This window comes from Brevibacterium sp. HMSC07C04, assembly GCF_001815905.1.
Taxonomy (GTDB): Bacteria; Actinomycetota; Actinomycetes; order Actinomycetales; family Brevibacteriaceae; genus Brevibacterium.
The window spans coordinates 1-23553 of sequence record NZ_KV823238.1 but is presented as its reverse complement, the minus strand read 5'-3'; the positions used below and the strand labels follow the sequence as shown (position 1 = coordinate 23553).

The following is a 23553-nucleotide window of genomic DNA, read 5'->3' as shown; positions in this document are numbered from 1 at the left end:
GTGCCGGAACGCATCAACCCTGACAGTTCCGTCAACCAATCAGCCGCTTAGCTGAATGAACACTGAAAACCGTGCACCTGTACTTTATCGTCCTCAAGCCACGGGTCAACTCGAGCTGCGGCACGGATGTCCGCTCTGTCAACGGTCGCGGCTACCATGAACTTATGGTCCAAGCCCAGTCGCCCGTGCGGATTTTTCTCGACGTCGACGGCGTCCTCAACTCCTATCCCGTGCCGGAGCCTCGGTTCAGGCGGGAAAAGCGCAAAGCTGTGCGCGCTTGGAACTATGAACTCCACTACCGGCCGCACATCGTGCAGCTCATGGAGCGCTTTGTGCGGCGCCGTCACGCCCAGCTGGTCTGGCTGTCCACGTGGTCGCACCTGTGCACGGAAGAGATCGAACCGAAGCTCGGCTTCACCGGCCGCTACGCGGTCGAGCCCATGCCGGACTCGTCATTCAACTACTACGCGGACGATCCGCACACGTGGTGGAAGGCCAAAGCGGTCGAAAGGTTTCTGCGCGAGCACCCGGACGAACGGGCCATCTGGATTGACGACGACCTGGTCCAGCCTGCCACCCTGGAGCACTTCACAGTGCTCTTCGGCGAGCGCCTGCTCATGATCGCCCCCGAATACAGCAAGGGGCTGACCGAGGCGCACTTCAAGCAGATGCGCCGGTTCACCCCACCCGCCCCCAGAACTCCGCACCGGACAACACCGGCGGAGATCGCCACCTCGGAAATGTCAGCTGACCCTGCCGGACCCAGCGGCCCGGCGGCTGTCCCACCCACCGAGACCCGCCCTGACCCCACCGGACCGGAACAGAACAACCCGTACTCGCTGACACCTCGACCCAGAAAGCTGCGGCTATGACCACCATCGGCGTCTTCGATTCCGGACTGGGACTGACGGCGTTTGCCCACGCCATCCACCGGGCAGCCCCGCAGGCGGACCTCGTGCTTGCCATGGACCCGGACTTCGCCCCCTACGGCAGACTCTCCGGTGCCGATGTCACCAAGCGGGCGCTGTTCTCAGCCCGCACCCTGGCCCAGCACAGCCCCGATGCGATCGTCGTGGCCTGCAACACCGCCTCGGTCAATGCGCTGCCCGCTCTGCGCAAAGAGTTCAGCATTCCGATCATCGGCACCGTGCCCGCCATCAAACCCGCAGCTGAAACCGGACGGCCCTTCGCCGTGTGGGCCACTCCGGCCACAACGAACAGCGACTACCAGAATGAGCTGATCGGGAAGTTTGCCGCCGGTCTCGACGTTCACCAGACAGCGGCCTTCGGACTGGCGCAGGCCATTGACGCAGCTGACCCCGTGAGCATTCGCGCGGCAGTCGCCCAAGCAATGGCCGACACCCCCGAAGGCATCACCGACATAGTGCTGGGCTGCACCCACTACGGACTAGTGGCCGACGTCATTCGCGCCGCCAGACCGGGTATCGGGCAGCTGTACGATTCGCACGGCGCCGTTGCCCAGCAGACACTGCACCGGCTGGGGCTGAACCCCAGTTCGGAAGCACAGCCCACCGGGCGGCTGCTGCAGGTGTACCTGTCGGGACGACCGGGGAAGCTCCCGGCCGCAGTCAGCGCCTACCCAGCCGGCCAGGCGCTTTTGGACATAGCTGTATGAGGAAGGGATCTACCGTGGCAGTCCGACCGATCAACCTCTTCTTAGTCCTGCAGGGTGTCTTTGCGCTCATCGCTTCGATTCTGCTGATTGTGTGGCCCGGCCACAGCGCGGTGGTGTTCTCCTACCTGGTCGGCACGTGGCTCTTGGTTGATGCCGTTCTTGCCCTTGTCGCCTCGGTGCGCCGCAAATCAGGCCTGGCCCTGGGTCACGCGCTGCTGTCAGGTCTGCTGGGCATTCTCATTCTGGCCGCACCCACTGCACTCCTCGGATTCCTCGTTGTGGTGATGAGCGTTGTCGCCGTTCTGTTCGGCACGGGCGTCATTCTCGTGTCTGTTCTCATGCGCAGCCTGGGCGTTCGGTCGTGGTGGCTGGGCCTGGTGCTCGGCATTGCCGCTGTGATCGCCGGGTTTGTCATGCCGATTTTCCCGGCAGACACCATCACCGTCGGCATGTACCTGGCTGCTTTCCTGCTGGGCGTCTACGGTGTCTTCAGCTTGATGCTGGCCCGCCGGATCACCACCACCTTCCGCGCTTTCCGCACGCAGGACGGGCGGGCTGGGGGCTGGAACGGCCGAGGCGAAGGCCCCCAGGTGATCGAAGGCGAGATCGTCGACGACGACTGACGGGCCTTCCTCACCACCAGCGGTCGGTTTCGACTTCAAGGAGTTCCAGCAGCTCGCCGGCGAAGGACTGGGTGCCCACGGCCAGCACATCGCAGCCGTCGGTTCGGGCGTCGTGTGCTGCTTTCTGAGTTGTCGTGCCTGCCTGTGAGCGGGTGTAGTTGAGGTATTCGCGGCCTGCGCCGACGAATGTCACCGGCAGTCCGTCGAGTTCAGCTATGCAGCCTTCGACGTCTTTGACATCGGGAAATGCTGCCAGCACGCGAAAGCCCGGGCGCAGAATCCGCTCGGCCCGGCCGCGGATGTCGGCAACACCCTCCGGGCTGATTGACGTATCAATGCACCACTGTGCCCCATCCACGGCGTGCAGGGACGCTCGGCCCGGCAGAATCAGCTTGTCGGCGAGCTCCCGGGCATTCGGCAGGGCTTGGTGCGGTCTGTCCGGGAAGCTGACGGCCAACAGGCTGCGGGCGGTTTCAGCACCAACGCGGATATTGCGCTCAAGCGTCGCCCCCGTTTCAATCGGCACCGTATTTGCGGGCAGGCGGGTCTGCGCTTGGGGCGGCTGCGGAGAGAAAGCAACAACCCGCTCAGTGGCTTCGTCGATGACTCCCAGCAGATCAGCTGCAACCGAATCGAGCGAACCGCCCAGAACATCCAGGTGCTCGCTGAAGATCTGCGTGACGCCGACGGCCGGGTACGAGAACAGCGAAACATCGTCACTGAGACCGCCCAGGCCCTCTTCGACAACCAGGACATCCACCTCGGCATCCAATAGCCAACGCAGGCCGACAAGAGTGAACATGCCCGAAGGCGGAAGATAGCCCGCATGCGGTGCGGGCAGGCAGTCAAGCGCACGGGCGGCCCGCCGAGAAACAGCCTCGTAGTCACTCTGAGAAGCAGCGGCGCCGTCGACGCGGATCCGTTCGCGATTATGCCGCAGGGGCGGGCTCGTGATGGTTCCCACGCGCAGGCCTGCAGCGTGCAGGGTCGCCGTTGCTGCCGCCACCGCTGTGCCCTTGCCCTTGGATCCGACGATAAGGCAGGCAGGGACTGGAAGATCCCGCGTGAGCCCCAAATGCTGCTGAAGCAGAGCTGAACGTGCGCGGGACCGGGTGATCGTCCGCACCCGCCCGGTTTCGCGACGCCGCGCGTTGTTCCATTCGCGGAAGAAGGGTTCGTCCGCCGGGTCGTGTCGGAGGGTCACGGATCAACCCTAACCGTCAGCTCAGGCGGTCGGAAAGCCTCTTGGCAGTAAGCTTGACGGCCTTGGAAGCGCGCAGTTCGCTGTCGTTATCCCATTGCTCGGCAGGCAGGACAACCGACAGCGCTGCAACCAGCGAACCGGACCTGGGCTGCACAGCAGCGCTGATGATCCACGTGTTGTCGTTTTTGCTGCGTTCGACCGCGTAGCCGCGCAGGCGAACCGCTCGGATTTCTTCGAATACTCGCTCGACCATGCTGTCGTCAACGAGTTCAGCAACCGCGTCCCTGGGCAGGCACGACAAGATCGCCCGGCCCGGAGCTGATGTTTCCACCGGCTGCATGTCGCCGGCCCAGTCTGAGCAGACGGGTGCGCCGGTGCCGCGGTCAACCGCGAGGATCTGAGCTTTTCTGCCGCGAAGCATAGACAGGTGAACACAGCCGTCCATAGCGTCAGCAAGCGCGCGAATAGCCGGAGCTGCCGCGTTGACCAGCGGCATGGACCGCAGATACGCAGCCCCGAAACCCGATGAAGCGGGCCCGGGAAGATAGCCGATCTTGCGTTTGATGACAACGTTGAGTTCTTCGAGAACCGTGAGGATGTCGTAGACCGTCGACCGCGGGATCTCAAGTTCGCGGGACAGCTGCCCGGCACTCATGGGCTCGCTGCTGACGGATATAGCGCGCAGCATAGAAACTGCTCGCCGAAGAGCAGGGACATCCGCCATTCGTGCTCCTTTCTGCACGTGCGCCTGCTGTGGCGTTGACGGTAACAGCGAACCGAAGATGATTATTTCGATTCTCAGCCTACCGAGAAATAGGGACACGAAGCCCCGAGCGCGATTACGTGAGATGCATCTGCGCGCTTCGTGAACCAACAGACGTTTTGGGGAAATTAACCTTTACTGTTTTCGTATATTAATACATTAGCTTTCAATCAAAACACAGGGGCGCTCTCACTGGTCCGATCGTCCGGGCTACTGGAATCCGCTCATCGCAGACTTGCTGAAACCCCCTCAGCAGCCTCGATCGCCAGTGCGCTGACCTCCCTTTCACGATCCGCCACGATGCCTTCTGGCGACACCGAAACGCCGAACGCTGCAATCGGCCGCCCGGCGGCATCGACTATGGGCGCGGCAACCGTCAAGACGGCATTGCCCATTGAAGGGTGCTCAAGCGCGCAGCCGCGAGATCGAACCTCCGCCAGTTCTGCATTGAATTCCCGCAACGACGGCAGCTCCTGCCCGGCGCTTTGGGCAAAGACGGGCTCTGAGGAATAGATCACCGCAACTTCCCGCCACTCCAGCCGCGACAGAATCGCCCGGCCCGCTGCGGTGAGATAGGCGGGCTTGCGGGCTTCACACTGCGCCCCGGTGCCGGGCAGCCACGTCGCAGTTTCCCTCAGCAGGCAGTGCGCTTCTCCACCGCGCAGAACGGATACGCACACTGAACCGCCAGCTGCTTCGGCAGCCTCAGCTGCAGCGGGCTGGACGATTCGCCGCAGAGAATCGTGACGCGAATGGGCCGCATCGAGCTCGCCCACACCTGAACCGAGGAGATAGCCGTTCTCAGACCTGCGCACCATGTCGAACTCTTCAAGAACCGAAAGCAGGTCGTACAGACTGGAGCGGGGAATGCTCAGGGTTCGGGCGAGAGCGCCGGCACTGACCGGCAGCAGCGAGGACCCCAGGTGCCGGAGAATCCCAATAGACCGCCTGAGTGCGGGAACTTCTGCCACGTCATTCCTCCTTGAAGACCGAGCGCAGAGCTCGCCCAGCGGAACCTATTCGGCACACCACTGGACGAGAGCTGCGAACTCGGTCGACAACGATGTTGACGCTTGCAGCGGGTGGCCGACACAGCCGCGCGCTCCGCGTGATGGCCGTGCGCACATGTGCATGCTGGGCGGTGACAATGTCTGTTCGGCAGACTACCGCAACCTGTGGCCGCGATTCAGCGCAACCGCCTGGACCCGCACGCTTCGGCCTGGAGCCCGGTCAGGCCTTCACTGCCTCAAGCTCGATCAGAATGTCGACACGGTTGCCCACCAGAAGGTCGCCGCCGGGCATGGCGGCGTCAAATGCGATCCCAAAGTCGCGGCGATCAACCTTTGCGCTTGCGTCAAAACCGGCGATCGTCTGTCCGTAGGGATCTTCGGCGGCGCCGTTAAAGCTTGCGGCGAACTCGACGCTCTTTGTCACACCGCGTATCGTGAGGTCGCCGACGAGGGTGAACTCACCGTCAGCCCCGAGCACAGCCGAAGTTGAAGCGAATGTCAGCCGAGGGTGCTCCTCGGCCAGGAAGAAGTCCGCCTGCTGCAGGTGCGCGTCACGGTCAGCATTGCCCGTATCAACGGACGCGGTATCAGCGTGGGCGCTGACAGACAGTTCTTCCAGGGACTCCCCCACCGTGAAGCTGCCGCCGATCACATCGAAGGAACCGCGCACGCGTGAAACCCCCGCGTGACGGACCCGAAAAGCGAACTCTGAGTGGCTGGGGGCGATATTCCAAGTGCCTGCGGTCAGGCCTGCCGGCAGTGCGGCCATGATGAAACTCCTAAGCTAAGTGAACTTTCAAGGAAAACACTAACAACGATTTATTGAAGTTTCAACCTTAGTGCGGCTCTTCTGCTTCGCGAGCGAATCGACACGCCCCAATTGGCCAACATGCCGGTGGGCCGGATTCACCCTCTGGGCCTGAAACACAACGAGGGGACTCCGACAGTTGTCGGAGTCCCCTCGTGGGTGCTCGCCGCAGCGCTAGACGCCGCGATCAGAGTTCAAGAACGTGAAGTTCGCAGTCTGCTGGATCAGGGCTTGCCTGCAGCAGCCTTGAGCTTCGAACCAGCCGAAAGCTTCACCGAGTAGCCGGCGGGAATCTGAATTTCCTCGCCGGTCTGCGGGTTGCGGCCCTTGCGAGCAGCACGCTCGGTGCGCTCAACGGACAGCCAGCCCGGGATTGTGAGCTTTTCGCCGTTGCTGACAACATCTGCGAAGGCATCGAAGACACCGTCGAGAACGTCAGAGACCTGCTTCTGCGTCAGGCCGGACTTGTCTGCAACTTCTGCGACAAGCTCGCTGCGGTTCTTAGCCATAAAAGCGTCCTCCTCTAGGACTCAGGTTTCGGTATAACCGAGACGAACAGGAAAAACCTTACCAGCTCGACTTGGTAACGCCAGGAAGTTCGCCCTTGTGGGCCATTTCCCGGAAGCGAACGCGTGAAACACCGAACTTGCGGAGGTAGCCGCGCGGGCGCCCGTCAACCTGGTCGCGGTTGCGCAGACGAACCGGCGAAGCGTCGCGGGGCAGCTTCTGCAGACCCAGGCGTGCTTCTTCGCGCTGCTCGTCTGTGGAGTCAGGGTGAACCAGCTGACGCTTGAGTTCGGCACGGCGCTCTGCGTAGCGCTCGACGATGACCTGGCGCTGCTTTTCGCGTGCGATCTTAGACTTCTTAGCCATTGACTATCAGCGCTCCTCGCGGAATTCGACGTGCTTGCGGACCACGGGGTCGTACTTCTTCATGACGATGCGGTCGGGGGTGTTGCGGCGGTTCTTCTTGGTCACGTAGGTGTAACCGGTTCCTGCCGTTGACTTCAGCTTGATGATCGGGCGTACGTCCTGTGCTTTTGCCATCAGAGCTTCACTCCCTTGGCGATGAGCTCGTTGACCACAGCGTCAATGCCGCGGGCGTCAATGACCTTGATGCCGCGGGTCGAAACCGTCAGCGTGACCTTGCGGCGCAGCGACGGCACGTAGTAGCGCTTCTTCTGAATGTTGATGTCGAACCGACGACGGGTGCGGCGGTTCGAGTGGGAGACGTTGTTCCCAAAACCAGGGGTGGCCCCGGTTACCTGGCAGACTGCTGCCATGACTCTCCTCCAGTTGACTTCTGCCGGCGGCGCTGTCCTCGCGCCGTGTGCGTGAGGGCCGCCGAGACATCTTCACAGTTCCACCGGGCACGTTCCCATGTCGACAGTCGCGTCGACGTGAACACAGCGGTGGTTATGCTCTTTGCCCGGTGAAGGGCGTGTGCGAAACCTGCGGGGTGGATAGTCCCGTGTTCCGACGATGTCTCACCAGCGTGTGTCAGGCCTGTGAGAGAAGGGCCTGTGCTCAGCATCGCTGTGTGAGCGCGTTGAGGCGCAATTCGGCCACAACAGTCAATCATTCTAAGCCGCTGCGCGCCGATGCGCCAAATCGGACTGGCTCTCCGGCGCAGCCCGCGGCGCATCGGCGCTGCCGCTTAGGCCAGCATGATCGCGGGGTCTTCGAGCGCTCGGCCCACGTCAGCCAAGAACTTCGAGATGATCTCCCCGTCTACCAGCCTGTGGTCGGCGGACACTGCCAGCGTTGTGATGTCGCGCGGCACGATCTCACCGTCGACAACCCACGGGCGCTGGCGCACTTGACCGAAGGCGAGGATGGCGGCTTCGCCGGGGTTGATGATGGGGGTTCCGGCGTCTACGCCGAACACTCCGACGTTGGTGATCGTGATGGTTCCACCGGTCTGCGCGGCCGGGGTGGTGCGGCCTTCGCGGGCGGTGAGTGCCAGTTCGCGGATTTCTCCTGCAAGCTGGCCCAGGCCCATCGTGTGAGCACCCTTGATGTTCGGCACGACGAGGCCGCGCGGTGTTGCCGCGGCGATGCCGAGGTTGACGTAGTGCTTGACGACGATTTCATCGCCTTCCAGCGAACTGTTGATCCGCGGATTGCGAGCTACCGCCCAGGTCACAGCCTTGGCAACGACGGCCAGGGGTGACAGCTTGACGTCGCCGAGCACGCCGGACGCCTTGAAGCGCGACACCAGTTCCATGGTTGCGGTGACGTCGACGTCGAGGAATTCGGTGACGTGCGGTGCGGTGAACGCCGAGTCGACCATTGCCTGCGCCATGAACTTGGTGACGCCCTTGAACGGGATGCGCTCTTCTGCACCCGGGCCGCCAGCTGCCGAGGTGCCTGTCGCCACGGCGGCCGTCTGGGCGGGCGCAGAGCTCGCCTGACCGTTCTCCATGTAGTTCATGAGGTCGGCGCGGGTGACGACGCCGCCTTCGCCGGTCGTGGGGACATCGGCCAGGTTGATGCCGTTGTCTTTTGCTAGTTTGCGCACCGGCGGCTTGGCCAGAGCGCGCCCGGCTGTCTCTGGCAGTTCCGGTGCGGGCTGCACAGCCGGATCCGCCGCAGCCGCACGGGCTTCCGGTGCCGGGGCTGCATGCTGGTCCTGCGGCTTTTGTCCCTTGCGGGGGCGGCGGCGCTTGGACTGCGCGGTGGTTCCATAGCCCACGAGGTTCGGGCCGGTGCCTTCGTCGGCCGCAGTGTCCTCCGCAGCGCCACCGGCTGCGGGAGCGTCACCGGAGGCCGTGCCGTCGCCTTCGAACTCGAGGATCGGGGTGCCGACTTCGACGGTCTGGCCTTCTTCAACCAGCAGTTTGGCGATCACACCGGCGTGCGGACTGGGCAGTTCGACGAGTGATTTTGCGGTTTCTATTTCAACGAGGATCTGGTTGACCGTCACGGTGTCGCCTTCGGCGACCTTCCACGAGATGATGTCAGCTTCGGTCAGCCCCTCGCCCGGGTCGGGCAGGAGAAATGTGTCTGTCATTGGGTTCCTTAGAAGTCCATGGCCCGGTCGACGGCATCGAGAATGCGGTCGAGGTCAGGCAGGTAGTGCTGTTCGAGCTTCGAACCGGGGTACGGGGCGTGCGGGGCGCCGACCCGCAGCACGGGCGCTTCCAGGTGGTAGAAGCAGCGTTCGCTGATCCGTGCGGCGATCTCCGATCCCAAGCCCAGGAACACGGGGGCTTCGTGGGCAACAACAAGGCGGCCCGTCTTCTTCACGGACTCTTCGATGGCCGGGAAGTCGATGGGGTTGAGACCGCGCAGATCAATGACCTCGAGGTCAACGCCTTCTTCCGCCGCTGCCGCTGCCGCGTCGAGTGCCTGCGGTATGAGCGGGCCGTAGGCCACGAGCGTGCAGTCCCGTCCGGGCCGGACGACTTCAGCACTGTACGCGGTGGTGGCGGGATTGCCGAGGTCGACGTCGCCGCGCAGCCAGTACTGGCGCTTGGGCTCAAAGTAGATGACCGGGTCGGGGCTTCTAATGGCCTCCTGGATCATCCAGTAGGCGTCGTGTGCGTTCGACGGCGCCATGATCTTAAGCCCCGCATGGTGGGCGAAGACGGTTTCCGGGCTCTCCGAGTGGTGTTCGGGCGAGCCGATGCCGCCGCCGTAGGGGATGCGGATGACCACCGGCACATTGAGCTTGCCGCGGGTGCGCGCGTGCAGCTTTGCCAGCTGGGTCACAATCTGGTCGTAGGCCGGGAAGACAAAGGCGTCGAACTGGATTTCGACAACCGGGCGGTAGCCGCGGATGGCCATGCCGATTGCGGTGCCGACAATGCCGGATTCCGCCAGCGGGGCGTCGATGACGCGCTGTTCGCCGAAGTCCTTCTGGAGTCCTTCCGTCACGCGGAAGACGCCGCCGAGCTTGCCGATGTCCTCACCGATGAGAACGACCTTGGGGTCTTCGTCCATTGCCTTGCGAAGCCCCGCGGTGATGCCCTTGGACAGGGGCATCTTCTGAACCGAGTCGAGTGCGGATGCCGCGGTCACAGTGCGCCCTCCTCTGCGAAGGAGTCGAGGTATTCCAGGTACTCACGCCGTTCGGCTTCGATGAGGGGGTGCTCTTCGACGAACACGGAATCGAAGATCTCAGACGGCGCCGGCGGATCCATGGCCATGCAGGCCCCGCGAATCCGGGCGGCAAGCGCGTCGGCTTCTTCGTCGATCGAGTCGAAGAATTCCTGGTCGGCGTAGTCTTCGCGGTGCAGGAAGCGGCGAACCCGGTCGATGGGGTCCTTTTCGAGCCACGATTCCGTCAGCGCGTCCGAACGGTACTTGGTGGGGTCATCAGCGGTGGTGTGTGCACCCATGCGGTAGGTGAACGCTTCGATCAGCATGGGGCCCAGGCCCGCGCGAATCGAATCGGCGCTTGCCTTGGCCACGGAGTACATGGCCAGCACGTCATTGCCGTCGACGCGCACACCGGGAACGCCGAAGCCGGTTCCGCGCTTGAACAGCGGTGCTGCCATCTGTGCGGAGTTCGGTTCGGAAATGGCGAACTGGTTGTTCTGGATGAAGAACAGGACGGGCGCGTGGAAAACCGCCGCGAAGTTGAGGCCTTCGGAGACGTCGCCCTGGCTGGTTGCGCCATCGCCCATGCATGCAACCGAGATCGTGTCGCGTTCGAGGTCGCCGGTGGCAACGTCGCCGTCGAACTTCACGCCCATGGCGTAGCCGGTGGCGTGCAGCACCTGCGAGCCGATGACGATCGTGTAGGTGTGGAAGCGGTTTTCCTGGGGGTCCCAGCCGCCGTGGTGCTGTCCGCGGAACATGCCCAGCAGCGTTTCGGGTTCAACTCCGCGGCACCACGCCAGGCCGTGTTCACGGTAGGTGGGGAACACGAAGTCCTGTTTGCGCAGTGCGCGGCCCAGTCCGATCTGCGCTGCCTCCTGGCCTTTCAGCGGGGCCCACAGCCCCAGCTGACCCTGGCGCTGCAGGGCGTTGCCTTCTGCGTCCACTCGACGGATGAGCACCATGTCGCGGTAGAAATCGCGCATGTCCTCGCCTGTGAGATCTGCGGCGTAGGAATCGTACTCCCCGGAGCGAACGCGCTTGCCTTCCGGCGAAAGCATCTGAATCATCGGACGATCTGAATCTTGAGCAGCACTGGTGTTGCCTGCGAGATTCGAGGTCATTGCGTCTCCTCTAATCGTGGCCGAATGGGCTTGTGGCCTCTTTGCCATACCAACCGAGCGCTCGGCTGTTTGCCTGCACGTCGGCGACGTGTTTCACATCGTGAACACAATCTAACGGAAGTGAGGACCTATGCCAATATGCACTTTTATTTTTCCTGGCGGACCCCTTCGTATTCGCGCGACTCTTCGACGGTGCCGCCGAGAAAGTCGCGATTGTCTTTCGAAAACTGAACAATATCCGGCTGTCGACTCCTCTCAAGATCGCGGATGACCTCGGTGTACGCCTCAGAGGAATGAGCACCCAGGGGGCTGTCCACCGGCGGTGAATCCGCGATGATCGTGGTCCAGGTGCGCTTGTCAGGGTTGTCCGTTCCGTCGAGTGCCGGAACTACGTCTCGGTCCTGTTCGATCGACAGCACCTTGGTGTTCCCCACGTCGAAGCGGCCGACGGGACTGCCGACGGTGACCACCTGCCGCACGCGCGCCTGTTTGCGGAATTCGGGATCAGCTGCCAGCGATGCCGCGACGATTCCGCCCTGCGAATAGCCCACGAGCATGATTTCGTCTTCGGGCTGGATGCCGCTTTCTCTGATTGCCGTCTTCACCACGTGGCGCATGGCTGATTCTCGCTCTGCCATGGTCTGCACGTTCGTTGCCGTGTCCGTTGTGTTGCGTCCGCCTTTGACACTCCAGTCGGTTGTTGCCGGCACATAGACGATGTACCGCTTCTTGCCGTCCTGTCCGCGGACCGCATCCACCCGAACCCTGCCGTTTTCGCGACCGGAGTGTGCGGCTACCTGGCGTTCGTACAGGCCGGACAGGGAACGCGGCGAACCGCCCGCCGCAGCCGCGTGAGAGCGAACCTCCGGAGGTTCGGTGGGAAAGGCCCCGCGCGCTTCGCCGGTCTTGGCCAGAGAGCGGGTCAGCGGGCCAGCGCGCATTGCATCGATGATGGGCGGCAGCGGCGGCAGGCCCAGCAGGCCCGTGCCGAAGCCGGAGAGCCCGGAATCAAGCACCCGGCTGAACGCGCCTGTGTTGTCTGCCACCGCCTGCTCGAAGATGCCTCGGGCTGCGGCCATGGCCTTCTTTCCGAGTTCGGGACTGCGCCCGGTGATGAGGGTGACAAGCCCGTCCGCCGCCGCTGTCCATCCGGCCGCTGTCAGTGCCGCAATGGCCGCCGGAACCGCCCACACCGGTGCTGTCACCCGCACCGCCACACCCAGGCCCCAGCCGGCCGCCCAACTGCCGAACTGCTGTGCCCTGTGGGCGGCAGAATCGGCGGCTTCGTAGCCCGCCGCTGCCAGCTGCGCCTGCGCACCGAGCTTCGTGAGGCTGTCGCCCAGCCCACGGGTGCGCATGAAGAACTCGGCACAGGCGTACTCGACCTTTGCCCACGTCAGCGGAGAGTCCAGCAGCGAGCCCACGCCGGGCGGCTGAGGTGACGCCCGCACAACGTCGCCAGCGCTCTCACCCAGGTTCCGCAGAGTGCCCGCCGCGCTGCGGATGTTTTCAAGCCGGGCAGAAAATCCGCGCTCCCCGCCGATAACCCTCATGACTCCACCCACTCGTAAGCCGCGGCGAGCGCCGCATCGAGTGCTGCGACGATGGCGGATGGACGGTCCGCCGCAGTGAATTCAATGTGCTCGAAAACCTGTCCAGGCGTCACGTCAGGGGTGAGTGCGCCCACGGCAAAGGCTCCGTCGCTGAAGCCCGCGGCAAGGATGTCCCCCACAATCTGCGGGAGGTCGCCAAGGTCGCAGAATGTTCCGCGCAGCAGACGCCCGTGTAGGGCCGCACCACGGTCTGCCGCACCGCCGTCCGCCTCCACATCGCCCCTGTCACGGCGCACGATGACCGCGGCGGTTGCCGGGTCGAACACCGCGTGGATGACCAGAATGCCCGGCGGTCCGTACGCATAGGCGGAAAAGACAAATGGGTTCGAGGCGAAGGCAACTGCGAGTGCAAGCTCGGCACCGTTGACGGGCTTCCCGGGGGAGCCCTCCCCACCAGCACCCGAGGTGCCACTCCCCTCCCCCGGAACCGGCACCTCGTGAGCTGGCTCCCCAACAGCCGGCTCCGTCAGAGTCGGTACGATTCCGAGCGGCAGGAGCGCCACGAGGTCTGGCGGAAGCGCTGCGAAAGCGCGAGGGTCCAGATCGAGCCACGTCATGACGCTGCCTTCCTGACGTGCTCGGCGAAAGCCCGCACGACCTCGTCCGCCATGCGCCCGGCCTCAGAGCACGCGCGGGCTCGCTCCCGCAGCTGCCAGCGGAAGGCTTCTGCAGCGGCACCTTCCCAGTAATCGGGATCAGCTGCGGCCACGGCGTTTGCCAGCATCGCCAGTTCGCCGCTGATGGCTTCCCATTGCTTCATCATCACGTGCAGTTCATCCATGGCCCGATCCTCAGCGCGGCCTGCCCACGCCGGCCAGGGTGGACCGAAGCCTGTGGACACACGTGCAGTTATCCACAGTCAGCCGATACTCAGCGGCGCACACTGCATGGACACGGATAGGGTGTGCCCGTGACTGCCGCACAGCGAACCCCCGCCGAAGTTCTCGATTCCGTCTTCGGCTATTCGTCGTTTCGGGGCCAACAAGAAGAGATCATCAACCACCTGTGCACAGGCGGCGACGCGGTAGTCCTCATGCCCACCGGCGGCGGTAAATCGCTGTGCTATCAGATTCCTGCGCTGGTGCGCCCCGGCACCGGCGTGGTCATCTCGCCCCTCATCGCGCTCATGGAGGACCAGGTTGTCGCCCTCGAAGCGCTCGGGGTCAAAGCCGCCTACCTCAATTCGAGTCTGAGCCCGGAAGAAGCTCACGAGGTGCAGGCCCAGCTGCGTTCGGGTGCTTTGGATCTTCTGTACTTGGCTCCTGAAAGGCTCGTCCAGGAAAGGACGCTGCGCCTGTTGGAGCAGACGCAGATTTCGCTGTTTGCTATTGATGAGGCGCACTGTGTGTCCCAGTGGGGGCATGATTTTCGGACTGACTACCTGGGTTTGTCGGTTCTGCACGAGCGTTTTCCGGCCGTGCCGCGTGTCGCGCTGACGGCAACCGCCGCCCCGGCTGCCCATGATGAACTGACGCGGCGGTTGGCCATGGGTGAGGCGCGCCATTTTGTTTCGAGTTTTGATCGGCCGAACATTCAGTACCGCATTGCGGAGAAGACTTCTCCGCGCCGTCAGCTGGTGCAGCTGATCAAGGATGAACATCCGGGTGAGGCGGGTATTGTCTACTGTCTGTCGCGCAAGTCGACGGAGCAGTTTGCTGACTATCTGTGTGAGCAGGGCATCGATGCGATGGCCTATCACGCTGGTCTGCCGCAGGATGAGCGTTCGGCGCGCCAGGCGCGATTTCTGCGTGAGGACGGCGTTGTCATCGTCGCCACGATTGCCTTCGGGATGGGCATTGACAAGCCGGATGTGCGCTTTGTCGCCCACGTGGATCTTCCGAAGTCCGTTGAGGGCTACTACCAGGAGACGGGCCGAGCCGGCCGGGACGGCCTGCCGGCGACCGCGTGGATGGTGTACGGCTTGGGCGATGTTGTGGCTCAGCGCAGGCTGATCAGCCAGTCGGAGGGTTCGCCGCAGCACCGGCAGAATCTAAGCCGCCACCTGGATTCCATGCTCGCCCTGTGTGAGTCGCTCAGCTGCCGCCGCCAGCAGATTCTGCAGTATTTCGGCGAAGAATCCGGCCCGTGCGGCAACTGCGATACGTGCCTTCATCCCCCGCAGGCGTGGGATGCGACTGTGCCGGTGCAGATGCTGCTGTCGACCATTATCCGCTTGGAGCGCGAGCGCGGTCAGCGCTTCGGCACGGGGCAGATCATTGACGTGCTGCGCGGTAAGAACAATCCGCGCTCGGAAGAGTCTGACCACGGGAGCCTGTCAGTGTGGGGCATTGGGGCCGATCTGAGCGAAGCCCAGTGGCGTTCGGTATTCCGACAGACCACGGCGCGCGGTTGGACCGTGCCGGTCGGCGAGTACGGCGTGTTCATGGTCGATGCGTCTGCCGACCCGGTGCTGCGCGGTGAGGTGAGGGTCGAACTGGCCAAGCCGAAGAGGCAGAGCAGGACGAGCTCCGCCTCGGCAGGAAGTGTGCGGAAGTTCCACCTGACAGAAGACCAGGAGCAGATCTTCAACCGCCTGCGCACCTGGCGGAAGACCACCGCCGCGAACGCGGGCGTGCCTGCCTACGTGGTGTTCCCGGATACCGCACTTATGCACATTGCGATTGCCCAGCCGCAGTCGTCGGCTGCTCTGCGGAAGGTCAGCGGGGTCGGCGACAAAAAGCTCGAGGCGTATGGAGCCGAGGTTCTGGAAATCGTCGCCGGAGCAGACGTGGGATGATGGGCCTATGACTCGCGTGACTTTGGCTGATCTTGATCCCGCTATTGCCCTGAGCCCGCTCGATGGCCGCTACCGTGCCGATGCGGCGGGCCTGGTCGACTACCTGTCTGAGGCCGCACTCAATCGCGACCGCATCCACGTGGAAGTGGAGTGGCTGATCCACCTGTCTGAAAACGGTGTGGTCGACGGAGTGCGCACTGTGACAGAAGAAGAGAAGGCGGGCCTGCGCGGGCTGGTCGAGGACTTTGACGCTGCCACTATTGCCAAGCTCAAAGACATTGAGAAGGTCACGGTGCACGATGTCAAGGCCGTCGAGTACGTCATCAAGGACCGCCTGGCTGAGCTCGGCGGGGATGACCTGCGCGAGTTCGTGCACTTCTGCTGCACGTCCGAAGACATCAACAACCTGTCCTACGCCCTGGGGCTCAAGGGCGCGGTTGAAAACCAGTGGCTGCCGCGGGCCGAAGCGCTCATCGATCAGCTGACGGCCATGGCCCAGGAGCTCGCCGAGGTTCCCATGCTCGCCCACACGCACGGTCAGCCGGCCACGCCGACCACCATGGGCAAGGAAATCGCGGTGACCGCGCACCGTCTGGCCCGCCAGTTCAAGCGGATCAAAGACACCGTCTACCTGGGCAAGATCAACGGTGCGACCGGCACCTACGCCGCCCACTCTGTCGCGGTTCCCGGTGCTGACTGGCCGGAGATTGCCCGCAGCTTTGTGGAAGACCGTCTGGGGCTGACGTTCAACCCACTGACCACGCAGATCGAATCGCATGACTTCCAGGCGGAGCTGTACTCCGACATCGACAGGTTCAACCGGATCGCCCACAACCTGGCGACGGACTTCTGGACCTACATTTCGATGAACTACTTCAAGCAGATCCCCGTTGAGGGCGCCACCGGCTCTTCGACCATGCCGCACAAGGTCAACCCCATCCGCTTTGAAAATGCCGAAGCGAACCTCGAAGTGTCGTGCGCTCTGCTGAACACCCTTGCCGACACGCTTGTCACCAGCCGCCTGCAGCGCGACCTGACGGACTCGACAATGCAGCGCAACATCGGCGTGGCGTTCGGCCACTCGATTCTGGCGATGAACAACCTAGTCAAGGGCCTGAAAATGCTCGACATCAACCGCGACGCCCTCGACGCTGACCTCGAAGGCAACTGGGAAGTGCTCGGCGAGGCCGTCCAGTCGGTCATGCGCGCGGCCTATCTGCGCGGCGTTCCCGGCATGGACAACCCCTACGAAAAGCTCAAGGACCTCACGCGCGGCCACCGGATCGGCCAGGCGGAGCTGCAGGAATTCACTGAGGGCCTGGGCCTGCCGGAAGACGACGCCAAGCGCCTGAAAGAGCTGCGCCCCCAGACGTATATCGGCCGGGCCCGCCAGCTTGCCGCCGACCACGCCGAACGCTGGAGTGCACTGAAGAACGGCTGACCGTTCCACCCACACCCCTGCTGACCCGAGCAGAAACTGACGAGGTGCCGCTCACCAGGAGCGGCACCTCGCCAGTTTTTCTGTGTGCGCTTTGTGTGTGCTTCAGTTCCGTGTGCGGGAACCGGATCACGAGGCCCGACGTGCGGCTCGCTCTACGAGGAAGCGGTCGTAGGCCAGCCGAACGAAAGACTCCGTGAAGTCGGGGTGGTCAACGGTTTCGCGCAGCATGTCGGCGATTTCGTGGAAGTAGTCGGCGGCGTGCAGCGGCACAATCGCGAGTTCTTCTGCGACAGCACGCGTGAACACAGCGGTGTCGAAAGTGCGGCCGTCGGTGAGCTCCACGCTGTTGCGCAGCCACTGCCACAGCTGGCTGTGCGACAGTTCCGCCGCGGCGGTGCCGATCATCCGACCGTCTTCGCGGTACTCCCCCAGCCCCGACAGGTAGGTGTCGGTGTAGCCGAGCACACGGCGGATGTTGGCGTGAACATCGTCGATGCTGATGTTCGGGGTGCGTGCGCCCACAATGAGGGCGCGGCGGCCCGGGTCGGCAGTCGACCTGGTGGTGCCGGCGTCCACCAGTTCGCGTGTGGTCTCCAGCAGTTCGCGGGCATCGTCAACCAGGGCGGGTTCGCCCACGCGGATGCGCGTCATCTCCGGCCGCGTGGAATCGAACTCGGCGCTGAACAGGGCACCGTGCTCAGCGCTCAGTGCCGCCGCGCGGTCAAGCAGTGCGGTCACGGAGGGTTCGTCGAAGTCGAGCGTCGTCCAGTCGTCGAACGAAATGTCCGAGTAGTCGCGAGCAGCGGAGATGAGCGAAGACATGTAGGCGCGCACACCCGTGGTGACGGTTTCGCAGTGCTCCCGCAGGGCGAACAGAATGTCCTCAAGGAAGGAAGCACCGCCGAAGGTGTCCACCTGGACGGTCGCGCGGATAAAACCGCGTTCAAACCCCATGCGGTCTTCCGCGAAAGCGAAGACGCTGTTCCACAAGGCGGCCTCAGCTGCTGTTTCAATGCCCGGCAGGTGTACCCGCAGGTGCTCACCGCGCTTGTGCAGACCGGCCGCATTGTGGAAGAAGAACAGGCCGAAGTCGACAAGACCGGCAACCGAGCGCACCCGCCGCCCGGAGTCGGATTCCCACACCAGGTCGGCTTCGCGGGCGTGAAGGTCACGCGGACGGATGCTCACCAACGGCATGTGCCGAGTGCGGATGCTGACCCGGTGACCGTTGTGCGGATCGAGCGCAAAAGCCTCTCCCCGCACAACGGCCCTCAGGTTCTGCTGAGCGATGACGACGTTCTTCCACCGGTGGCTCAACCCGGTGTGGAAGTCAGCCACCCACAGCTGTGCTCCCGAACGCAGAGCGTCGGAAATCTGCTGACCCAGAGCAGGAGCAACCACCTCGACAAACCCCGCGGTGTTGCTGGTGCCATCCGCGGTGCCGACCGCGTGCGGGCTTCCCGCGTCGGCAGTGCCAGTCGCGGAGTCTGCGGAGGAACAGACGTCCTGACCAGCACCGACAACGCGGAAGCCCGGCATCGTGCGCTCGGCTTCGGCGGACTGCCCCGAAGCCGGCAGGCGGCCCACGTCCGAACCAGAACGGGAGACCTGCCGACTGTGCAGCACTGTGCGCAGTTCGGTCTCGAACTCGCTGTGCAGAGCCGCAGCGAACTCAAGCGCGGAAGTGGAGAGCACTCTGCCGAACTCGGGCTGCTGGGTTCCGCGGACAATCATGCGAGACACGGTGTTTTCCTTTTCTGGGTTGACGTCGGCTCCGACTTGACGGCCAGAGCCGACGTGCTCTGGGTTCTTCTGACTCTTTGGTCAGAACTGGGCGGACTCGGTGGAGCCCTTCATTGCGGTCGTCGAGGACTGCGGGTTGATGATGTTGGCAACCTGGTCGAAGTAGTCCACACCGACCTCGCGCTGGTGGCGGGTTGCGGTGTAGCCGCGGTCTTCCGAACCGAATTCACGTTCCTGCAGGTCGACGTAGGCCTTCATCTGTTCGCGGGCGTAGCCGTGAGCCAGATCAAACATGGAGTAGTTGAGCGCGTGGAAGCCAGCCAGGGTGATGAACTGGAACTTGTAGCCCATAGCGCCCAGTTCGCGCTGGAACTTGGCGATCGTGTCGTCGTCCAGGTGCTTCTTCCAGTTGAACGACGGCGAGCAGTTGTAGGACAGCAGCTGGTCGGGGTATTCGGCCTTGACCGCTTCGGCGAACTGCTTGGCGACTTCGAGGTCTGGCGTCGAGGTCTCCATCCAGATCATGTCGGCGTACGGGGCGAATGCCTTGGCGCGGGCAATGCAGGGCTCGATGCCGTTCTTGACCCGGTAGAAGCCCTCCGCGGTGCGCTCACCCGTGATGTAGGGCTGGTCGCGCTCATCGACATCCGAGGTGATGAGCGTTGCAGCCTCGGCGTCGGTGCGGGCGATGATTAGCGACGGGACGTTCTCGACATCGGCTGCCAGGCGGGCCGTGTTGAGGGTGCGGATGTGCTGCGCGGTCGGGATGAGCACCTTGCCGCCCAGGTGGCCACACTTCTTCTCCGAGCCCAGCTGGTCTTCCCAGTGGACACCGGCAGCACCGGCGTTGATCATGCCGCGCATGAGTTCGTACACGTTGAGGGTGCCGCCGAAGCCTGCTTCTGCGTCAGCCACGATCGGGGCGAACCAGTCATCGACGGTCTTCTTGCCGTCGGCGACTTCGATCTGGTCGGCGCGCATGAGGGCGTTGTTGATGCGGCGCACAACAGCGGGAACCGAGTTGGCCGGGTACACCGACTGGTCGGGGTAGGTCTGACCGGCGAGGTTCGCGTCTGCCGCCACCTGCCAACCGGACAGGTAGATGGCCTTGAGCCCGGCCTTGACCTGCTGAACGGCCTGGTTGCCGGTCAGCGCGCCGAGGGCGTTGACGAAGTCTTCGGTGTTGACCAGTTCCCACAGGCGTTCGGCACCGTGACGGGCAAGAGTGTGCTCTTCGATGAGCGAGCCGCGGAGCTTGACGACGTCTTCCGCGGTGTAGTCGCGGTCGATGCCCTTCCAGCGGGGGTTTTCGTCCCAGTCCTTCTGGATTGCCGAAGCGTTGTGCAGGTCAGTCATGGTTTCTCCTTTGTGAGCCGTTTGAGCCGTTGCACCGGAGGAAGCGATTGCTGGAAGGCTATGCGCTGCCGGGTTCCGGTGTTGGGTTCTATCTTTCTCTGTGACGCACGCCTCCAAAAGAGTTTTTCAGAAGAATTTTCTCCGTTTTTCTGCTCTGCAGAATTTTCGCGCTTCTGCTGATGCGAGTGCCATAATTGCCCCATGACGAGCCCACATCACAGCAGCTTTCCTCCCTCGAACGCTCATAAACCGCCTGCGGCAGGCTCTCAAGCAGGCGCGCATCAGGCGGAAGCAGATGCCCTGTCGATTGGCCTGAACCTGCGCCACTACCGCAGACGGGCCGGGATGACCATGGCGGAACTGGGTGCGCTCGTGAGCCGGGCGGCATCGCAGATCTCCGCCTTTGAAACCGGCAAGCGAGCGCCCAGCCTCGACATGCTCGGGGCACTGGCAAATGCGCTGGACGTTTCGGTTGACGACCTCCTCAACCCCACCCCGGCCGATCCGCGTGCTGCGCTGGAACTCGAAGTTGAGCGCCGCCAGAACTCTTCGCTGTACTCCGTCCTGGGCCTGCCGACGGTCCGAGCGAAGTCATTGGGCAATGACGAACTCCAGGCGATTGCCTCACTGCAGCGGGCCCTGGCGACAGTCCTTGAACAGCGGGCCGCAACACCGGAGGAGGCGCGCCGGGCCAACCGAGTGCTGCGCGAAGAAATGCGCGCCCAGGACAACTACTTCCCGGACATCGAAGCTGCAGCGGCACAGCTGCTTAGCGCCATTGGGTCGGGCGACGGCCCCCTGTCACAGGCACAGACAGCCGCAATCGCCAACCACCTGGGCTATTCCCTGCACTACGTGCCGGACCTTCCGGACTCCACGCGCTCGGTATCGGATACGCGCAATAAGCGGCTGTACCTGTCGAACGATTCACAGGCACTGGGCGATCCGCGCTCTCACGTGCTCACGGCCCTGGCCTCACACGTGCTCGGCCACACTCCGCCGAAAAGCTTCCAGGATTTCCTCCGCCAGCGCGTAGAAGTCAACTATCTGGCCGCAGCTCTGCTCGTGCCGGAAAAATCTGCTGTCGAACAGCTGCAGAACGACAAGAAAAACCGGAGTATTTCTATTGAGGAGCTGCGCGACCGTTTCTCGGTGTCCTACGAAACGGCCGCGCACAGGTTCACGAACCTCGCCACCCGGCACCTCGACCTGCCGGTGCACTTCATGAAGGTCGCCAAGACGGGAACCATTCACAAGGCGTACTCCAATGACGGACTGCCCTTCCCCCAGGATCCCCTGGGCTCTGTGGAAGGGCAGTTTGCGTGCAAGCGATTCACATCGCGTGCCGTGTACCGGGTTGAAGACCGGTTCAGCCCGTACTTCCAGTACACGGACACCCCGGAAGGGACCTTCTGGTGCACAGCTCGGGTGCTGCCCGGCGGGGAGTTCTCCATCAGTGTCGGTGTGCCCTTCGCCCACGTGAAGTGGTTCACGGGCCAGGGAACCCCGCACCGGTCAACATCGAAGTGCCCGGACCCCAGCTGCTGTTCGCAGCCGCCGCAAGAGCTCAGTGCCAAGTGGGAAGACGCCTCGTGGCCGTCCGCCCGCACCCACGCATCACTCCTTGCCGCGGTCCCACCGGGGGTGTTCCCCGGTGTTGACCGCACCGAGGTCTACGCCTTCCTCGAGCGCCACGCACCGAGAGAGACTAGGACGATGGACGCGAGCAGCCCGAGCGCGCCGATGAACTCGAGGATCACGTCGAGGTAGGTGAAGTCGTAGAGCTCGCCATAGCCGCCATAGTTTGTAATGGCCAGGGAGAAGACCGCCATGAGCGTCGGCATTGACAGCACCATCAGCGGGACAAACAGTTTCTGCTGCTGCGCCAAGCTGATCAGTGCATCAGCGCGCAGGGCGCACGTGAGCGCCCCGGTCAGAAGCAACAGCACTAGAATCCGGGAAGCCGGGAAAGCCACATTGTTGGCGAGCATTCCTTCGAGGAAGGTCCCGCCGACGCTCACGGCAAGCACTGCAGCATAGAGGACCGCGCACATGATCCACGTCGAGGCGGGCGATCTTTGCTCGGTGTCGACGGTCAGCGGACTGTCGGTCGCGGCACTGTCGGTGGCGGCGGCAGACACGTCTGGGGGAGAAGCTGATGCCAGGCAGATCGCTGCCACCACAATGAGCTCGGGCAGGGCGAACAGCATGAGGTAGCCCGGAGTTTCCTCCATCGGAGGACTGACCATGTTCGCTTCAAGCAGCACGAGGATGCTGCAGACAATCGGGGGCAGTCCCAAATACATGACCATACGGTTGTTTCGCAGGAAGATTCCGATTTGCTCTCCGGGTGCAGCTAGGACCACGAGGATGCCTGCCGCTGCGAAAACGGCGGTTCCGATGAGCGCATACGTGTACGGGAGGACGTCGAGGAGCCCGTCACTGAATCCGTTGATGCATGCCGCGATGACAAACAGGGCGCCTGCCGCAAGCCACAGGGCACTGCCGCGTTCTCCGCTCGAATCACGCATTGTATTTTCCTTTCCGCGCCGGGGGCCATGCCCCGATTCCGCGCTTCCCAGCGGTCCCGGCATTCCTTCGCCGCCGAGATCCAGTTGTCTCAATATAGCTTCGGTGCTGAAAGTCAGCCACGCTTCGCCGCGACGATTTCGCGGGCCTGGGCAACTGCGTCTGGCAGTGAGGCTATGACGTAGTCATCTTCGGCAAGCGATGACAGGACTCCGGTCGAGCTCGCCAGGTGCTCGTGCTGTGCCTGCAGGCCTTTGACGATGACTGTGATCTTGCGCCGACCGAAGACCTTGATGAGTTCGGCAAGTACTCGGGCGCCGGAAGAGTCCATAAACCTCAATTGGGACAGTTTGAGGATGACGACGTCAACATCGTTAATGCCCTCAATGGCCTCGACGGCAGTGAGAATGCGATCGCCGATGCCGAAGTACAGTGCCCCGTCAAAGCGGACGATCGCAATGTGCTTGTCTTCCGGCTGGTGGGGTTCGGGGATCTCTTCGTGTTCGACCGCGGCGGTTTTCGACAGGGCCCGCAGTGCGAAGACGGCGGTGACCGCGATGCCGATGAGCACCGCGAAGATCAGGTCGAAGGACACCGTGATGAGTGCTGTGAGCGCAAAGATGAACGCGTCCTGCCTGCTGGTGCGAAGGATTCTGCCGACGTTGTGATAATCGACCATGTTCACCGAGGTGACCAGCAGAACACCGGCCAGGGCAACCATCGGGATCTGGCTGACGAGCCCGGAGGCCAGGTAGACGACCCCGGCAAGGAACAGCGCGTGCACCACAGCTGCCAGGCGGGTGCGCGCTCCTGCGCGGACGTTGACGGCGGTGCGGGCAATTGCACCGGTGGCGGGCATGCCGCCGAAAAAACCGGAGGCGACCCCGGCTAGGTGTACTTCCCCGTGAGGTTGTGAACGCGG

24 protein-coding genes are annotated in these 23553 nt (G+C 63.5%); 6 read left to right on the top strand and 18 right to left on the bottom strand.

The window, feature by feature from the left end; genetic code table 11:
* Nucleotides 1-71 precede the first annotated feature (71 nt).
* From HMPREF3162_RS11280 to HMPREF3162_RS01715, 3 genes are read left to right on the top strand one after another with little or no spacing between them, the layout of a single operon-like run.
* Nucleotides 72-872 carry an HAD domain-containing protein gene (locus HMPREF3162_RS11280; RefSeq protein WP_070776752.1) on the top strand — a complete coding sequence of 267 codons (801 nt, stop codon included), beginning with the start codon at nt 72-74 and terminating at the stop codon, nt 870-872.
* Nucleotides 869-1636 carry a glutamate racemase gene (locus HMPREF3162_RS01720; protein ID WP_070575793.1) on the top strand — a complete coding sequence of 256 codons (768 nt, stop codon included), beginning with the start codon at nt 869-871 and terminating at the stop codon, nt 1634-1636. Before HMPREF3162_RS11280 ends, HMPREF3162_RS01720 begins: the two co-directional genes overlap by 4 nt.
* A gap of 14 nt (nt 1637-1650) precedes the next feature.
* Complete coding sequence (locus HMPREF3162_RS01715; RefSeq protein WP_070776751.1) at nt 1651-2259, top strand: DUF308 domain-containing protein; 609 nt, start codon at nt 1651-1653, stop codon at nt 2257-2259.
* Nucleotides 2260-2269: 10 nt separating this feature from the next.
* On the opposite strand, the gene HMPREF3162_RS01710 is transcribed toward HMPREF3162_RS01715, so the two are convergent.
* From HMPREF3162_RS01710 to HMPREF3162_RS01645, 14 genes are all read right to left on the bottom strand, one after another.
* Entirely contained in the window at nt 2270-3463 is a 1194-nt protein-coding gene (locus HMPREF3162_RS01710) for a folylpolyglutamate synthase/dihydrofolate synthase family protein (RefSeq protein WP_070776750.1), read from the bottom strand.
* Between the two features lie 16 nt (nt 3464-3479).
* Nucleotides 3480-4187: an IclR family transcriptional regulator gene (locus HMPREF3162_RS01705; RefSeq protein ID WP_070575803.1), complete on the bottom strand. Its 708-nt coding sequence runs from the start codon at nt 4185-4187 to the stop codon at nt 3480-3482.
* 263 nt (nt 4188-4450) lie between these two features.
* On the bottom strand, nt 4451-5197 hold the full coding sequence (locus tag HMPREF3162_RS01700) for an IclR family transcriptional regulator (RefSeq protein ID WP_070776749.1): 747 nt from the start codon (nt 5195-5197) through the stop codon (nt 4451-4453).
* Between the two features lie 259 nt (nt 5198-5456).
* Nucleotides 5457-6005, bottom strand: coding sequence for a YceI family protein (locus HMPREF3162_RS01695; RefSeq protein WP_070776748.1), 549 nt, complete (start codon nt 6003-6005; stop codon nt 5457-5459).
* Between the two features lie 263 nt (nt 6006-6268).
* Nucleotides 6269-6553 carry an HU family DNA-binding protein gene (locus tag HMPREF3162_RS01690; RefSeq protein WP_070575812.1) on the bottom strand — a complete coding sequence of 95 codons (285 nt, stop codon included), beginning with the start codon at nt 6551-6553 and terminating at the stop codon, nt 6269-6271.
* 58 nt (nt 6554-6611) lie between these two features.
* Nucleotides 6612-6917: a 30S ribosomal protein S14 gene (rpsN, locus tag HMPREF3162_RS01685; RefSeq protein ID WP_070575814.1), complete on the bottom strand. Its 306-nt coding sequence runs from the start codon at nt 6915-6917 to the stop codon at nt 6612-6614.
* Between the two features lie 6 nt (nt 6918-6923).
* Nucleotides 6924-7091, bottom strand: a complete 168-nt coding sequence (rpmG, locus tag HMPREF3162_RS01680; protein ID WP_019174296.1) for a 50S ribosomal protein L33 — start codon at nt 7089-7091, stop codon at nt 6924-6926.
* Nucleotides 7091-7327 carry a 50S ribosomal protein L28 gene (gene rpmB / locus HMPREF3162_RS01675; protein ID WP_019174295.1) on the bottom strand — a complete coding sequence of 79 codons (237 nt, stop codon included), beginning with the start codon at nt 7325-7327 and terminating at the stop codon, nt 7091-7093. The genes rpmG and rpmB overlap by 1 nt, the downstream gene beginning before the upstream one ends.
* Nucleotides 7328-7701: 374 nt before the next feature.
* Nucleotides 7702-9057 (bottom strand): dihydrolipoamide acetyltransferase family protein, encoded by a 1356-nt coding sequence (locus HMPREF3162_RS01670; protein WP_070776747.1) that lies wholly within the window; start codon nt 9055-9057, stop codon nt 7702-7704.
* 8 nt (nt 9058-9065) lie between these two features.
* The gene (locus tag HMPREF3162_RS01665; RefSeq protein WP_070776791.1) at nt 9066-10031 is read right to left on the bottom strand and encodes an alpha-ketoacid dehydrogenase subunit beta; all 966 of its coding nucleotides are present in this window, start codon (nt 10029-10031) and stop codon (nt 9066-9068) included.
* A gap of 32 nt (nt 10032-10063) precedes the next feature.
* Nucleotides 10064-11212, bottom strand: coding sequence for a pyruvate dehydrogenase (acetyl-transferring) E1 component subunit alpha (gene pdhA, locus HMPREF3162_RS01660; protein WP_070575820.1), 1149 nt, complete (start codon nt 11210-11212; stop codon nt 10064-10066).
* Between the two features lie 146 nt (nt 11213-11358).
* The gene (locus HMPREF3162_RS01655; RefSeq protein ID WP_070776746.1) at nt 11359-12765 is read right to left on the bottom strand and encodes a PGAP1-like alpha/beta domain-containing protein; all 1407 of its coding nucleotides are present in this window, start codon (nt 12763-12765) and stop codon (nt 11359-11361) included.
* Nucleotides 12762-13382 carry a hypothetical protein gene (locus HMPREF3162_RS01650; protein WP_070776745.1) on the bottom strand — a complete coding sequence of 207 codons (621 nt, stop codon included), beginning with the start codon at nt 13380-13382 and terminating at the stop codon, nt 12762-12764. The genes HMPREF3162_RS01655 and HMPREF3162_RS01650 overlap by 4 nt, the downstream gene beginning before the upstream one ends.
* A complete protein-coding gene (locus HMPREF3162_RS01645; RefSeq protein ID WP_070575828.1) occupies nt 13379-13606 on the bottom strand; it encodes a hypothetical protein in 228 nt (75 codons plus the stop codon). The genes HMPREF3162_RS01650 and HMPREF3162_RS01645 overlap by 4 nt, the downstream gene beginning before the upstream one ends.
* A gap of 123 nt (nt 13607-13729) precedes the next feature.
* Here HMPREF3162_RS01645 and recQ point away from each other — a divergent pair, with 123 nt between their 5' ends.
* Nucleotides 13730-15562, top strand: a complete 1833-nt coding sequence (gene recQ / locus HMPREF3162_RS01640; RefSeq protein ID WP_370919398.1) for a DNA helicase RecQ — start codon at nt 13730-13732, stop codon at nt 15560-15562.
* Between the two features lie 7 nt (nt 15563-15569).
* Nucleotides 15570-17003, top strand: coding sequence for an adenylosuccinate lyase (gene purB / locus HMPREF3162_RS01635; RefSeq protein ID WP_070776744.1), 1434 nt, complete (start codon nt 15570-15572; stop codon nt 17001-17003).
* A 126-nt stretch (nt 17004-17129) separates the two neighbouring features.
* Here the strand turns inward: purB and HMPREF3162_RS01630 are convergent, their stop codons facing one another.
* Both HMPREF3162_RS01630 and aceA read right to left on the bottom strand, forming a co-directional pair.
* The gene (locus HMPREF3162_RS01630) at nt 17130-18737 is read right to left on the bottom strand and encodes an aldolase/citrate lyase/malate synthase family protein (protein ID WP_070776743.1); all 1608 of its coding nucleotides are present in this window, start codon (nt 18735-18737) and stop codon (nt 17130-17132) included.
* A gap of 90 nt (nt 18738-18827) precedes the next feature.
* The gene (gene aceA / locus HMPREF3162_RS01625; RefSeq protein ID WP_070575837.1) at nt 18828-20102 is read right to left on the bottom strand and encodes an isocitrate lyase; all 1275 of its coding nucleotides are present in this window, start codon (nt 20100-20102) and stop codon (nt 18828-18830) included.
* A 201-nt stretch (nt 20103-20303) separates the two neighbouring features.
* Between aceA and HMPREF3162_RS01620 the strand changes: the two genes are divergently transcribed.
* Complete coding sequence (locus HMPREF3162_RS01620; RefSeq protein ID WP_083318867.1) at nt 20304-21872, top strand: helix-turn-helix transcriptional regulator; 1569 nt, start codon at nt 20304-20306, stop codon at nt 21870-21872.
* Here the strand turns inward: HMPREF3162_RS01620 and HMPREF3162_RS01615 are convergent.
* The gene (locus HMPREF3162_RS01615; RefSeq protein WP_070776741.1) at nt 21776-22633 is read right to left on the bottom strand and encodes a hypothetical protein; all 858 of its coding nucleotides are present in this window, start codon (nt 22631-22633) and stop codon (nt 21776-21778) included. The two genes, HMPREF3162_RS01620 and HMPREF3162_RS01615, sit on opposite strands and share 97 nt — an antisense overlap.
* Nucleotides 22634-22746: 113 nt before the next feature.
* The coding region (locus tag HMPREF3162_RS01610) for a SulP family inorganic anion transporter (protein WP_141759521.1) at nt 22747-23553 on the bottom strand (807 nt) is incomplete at its 5' end.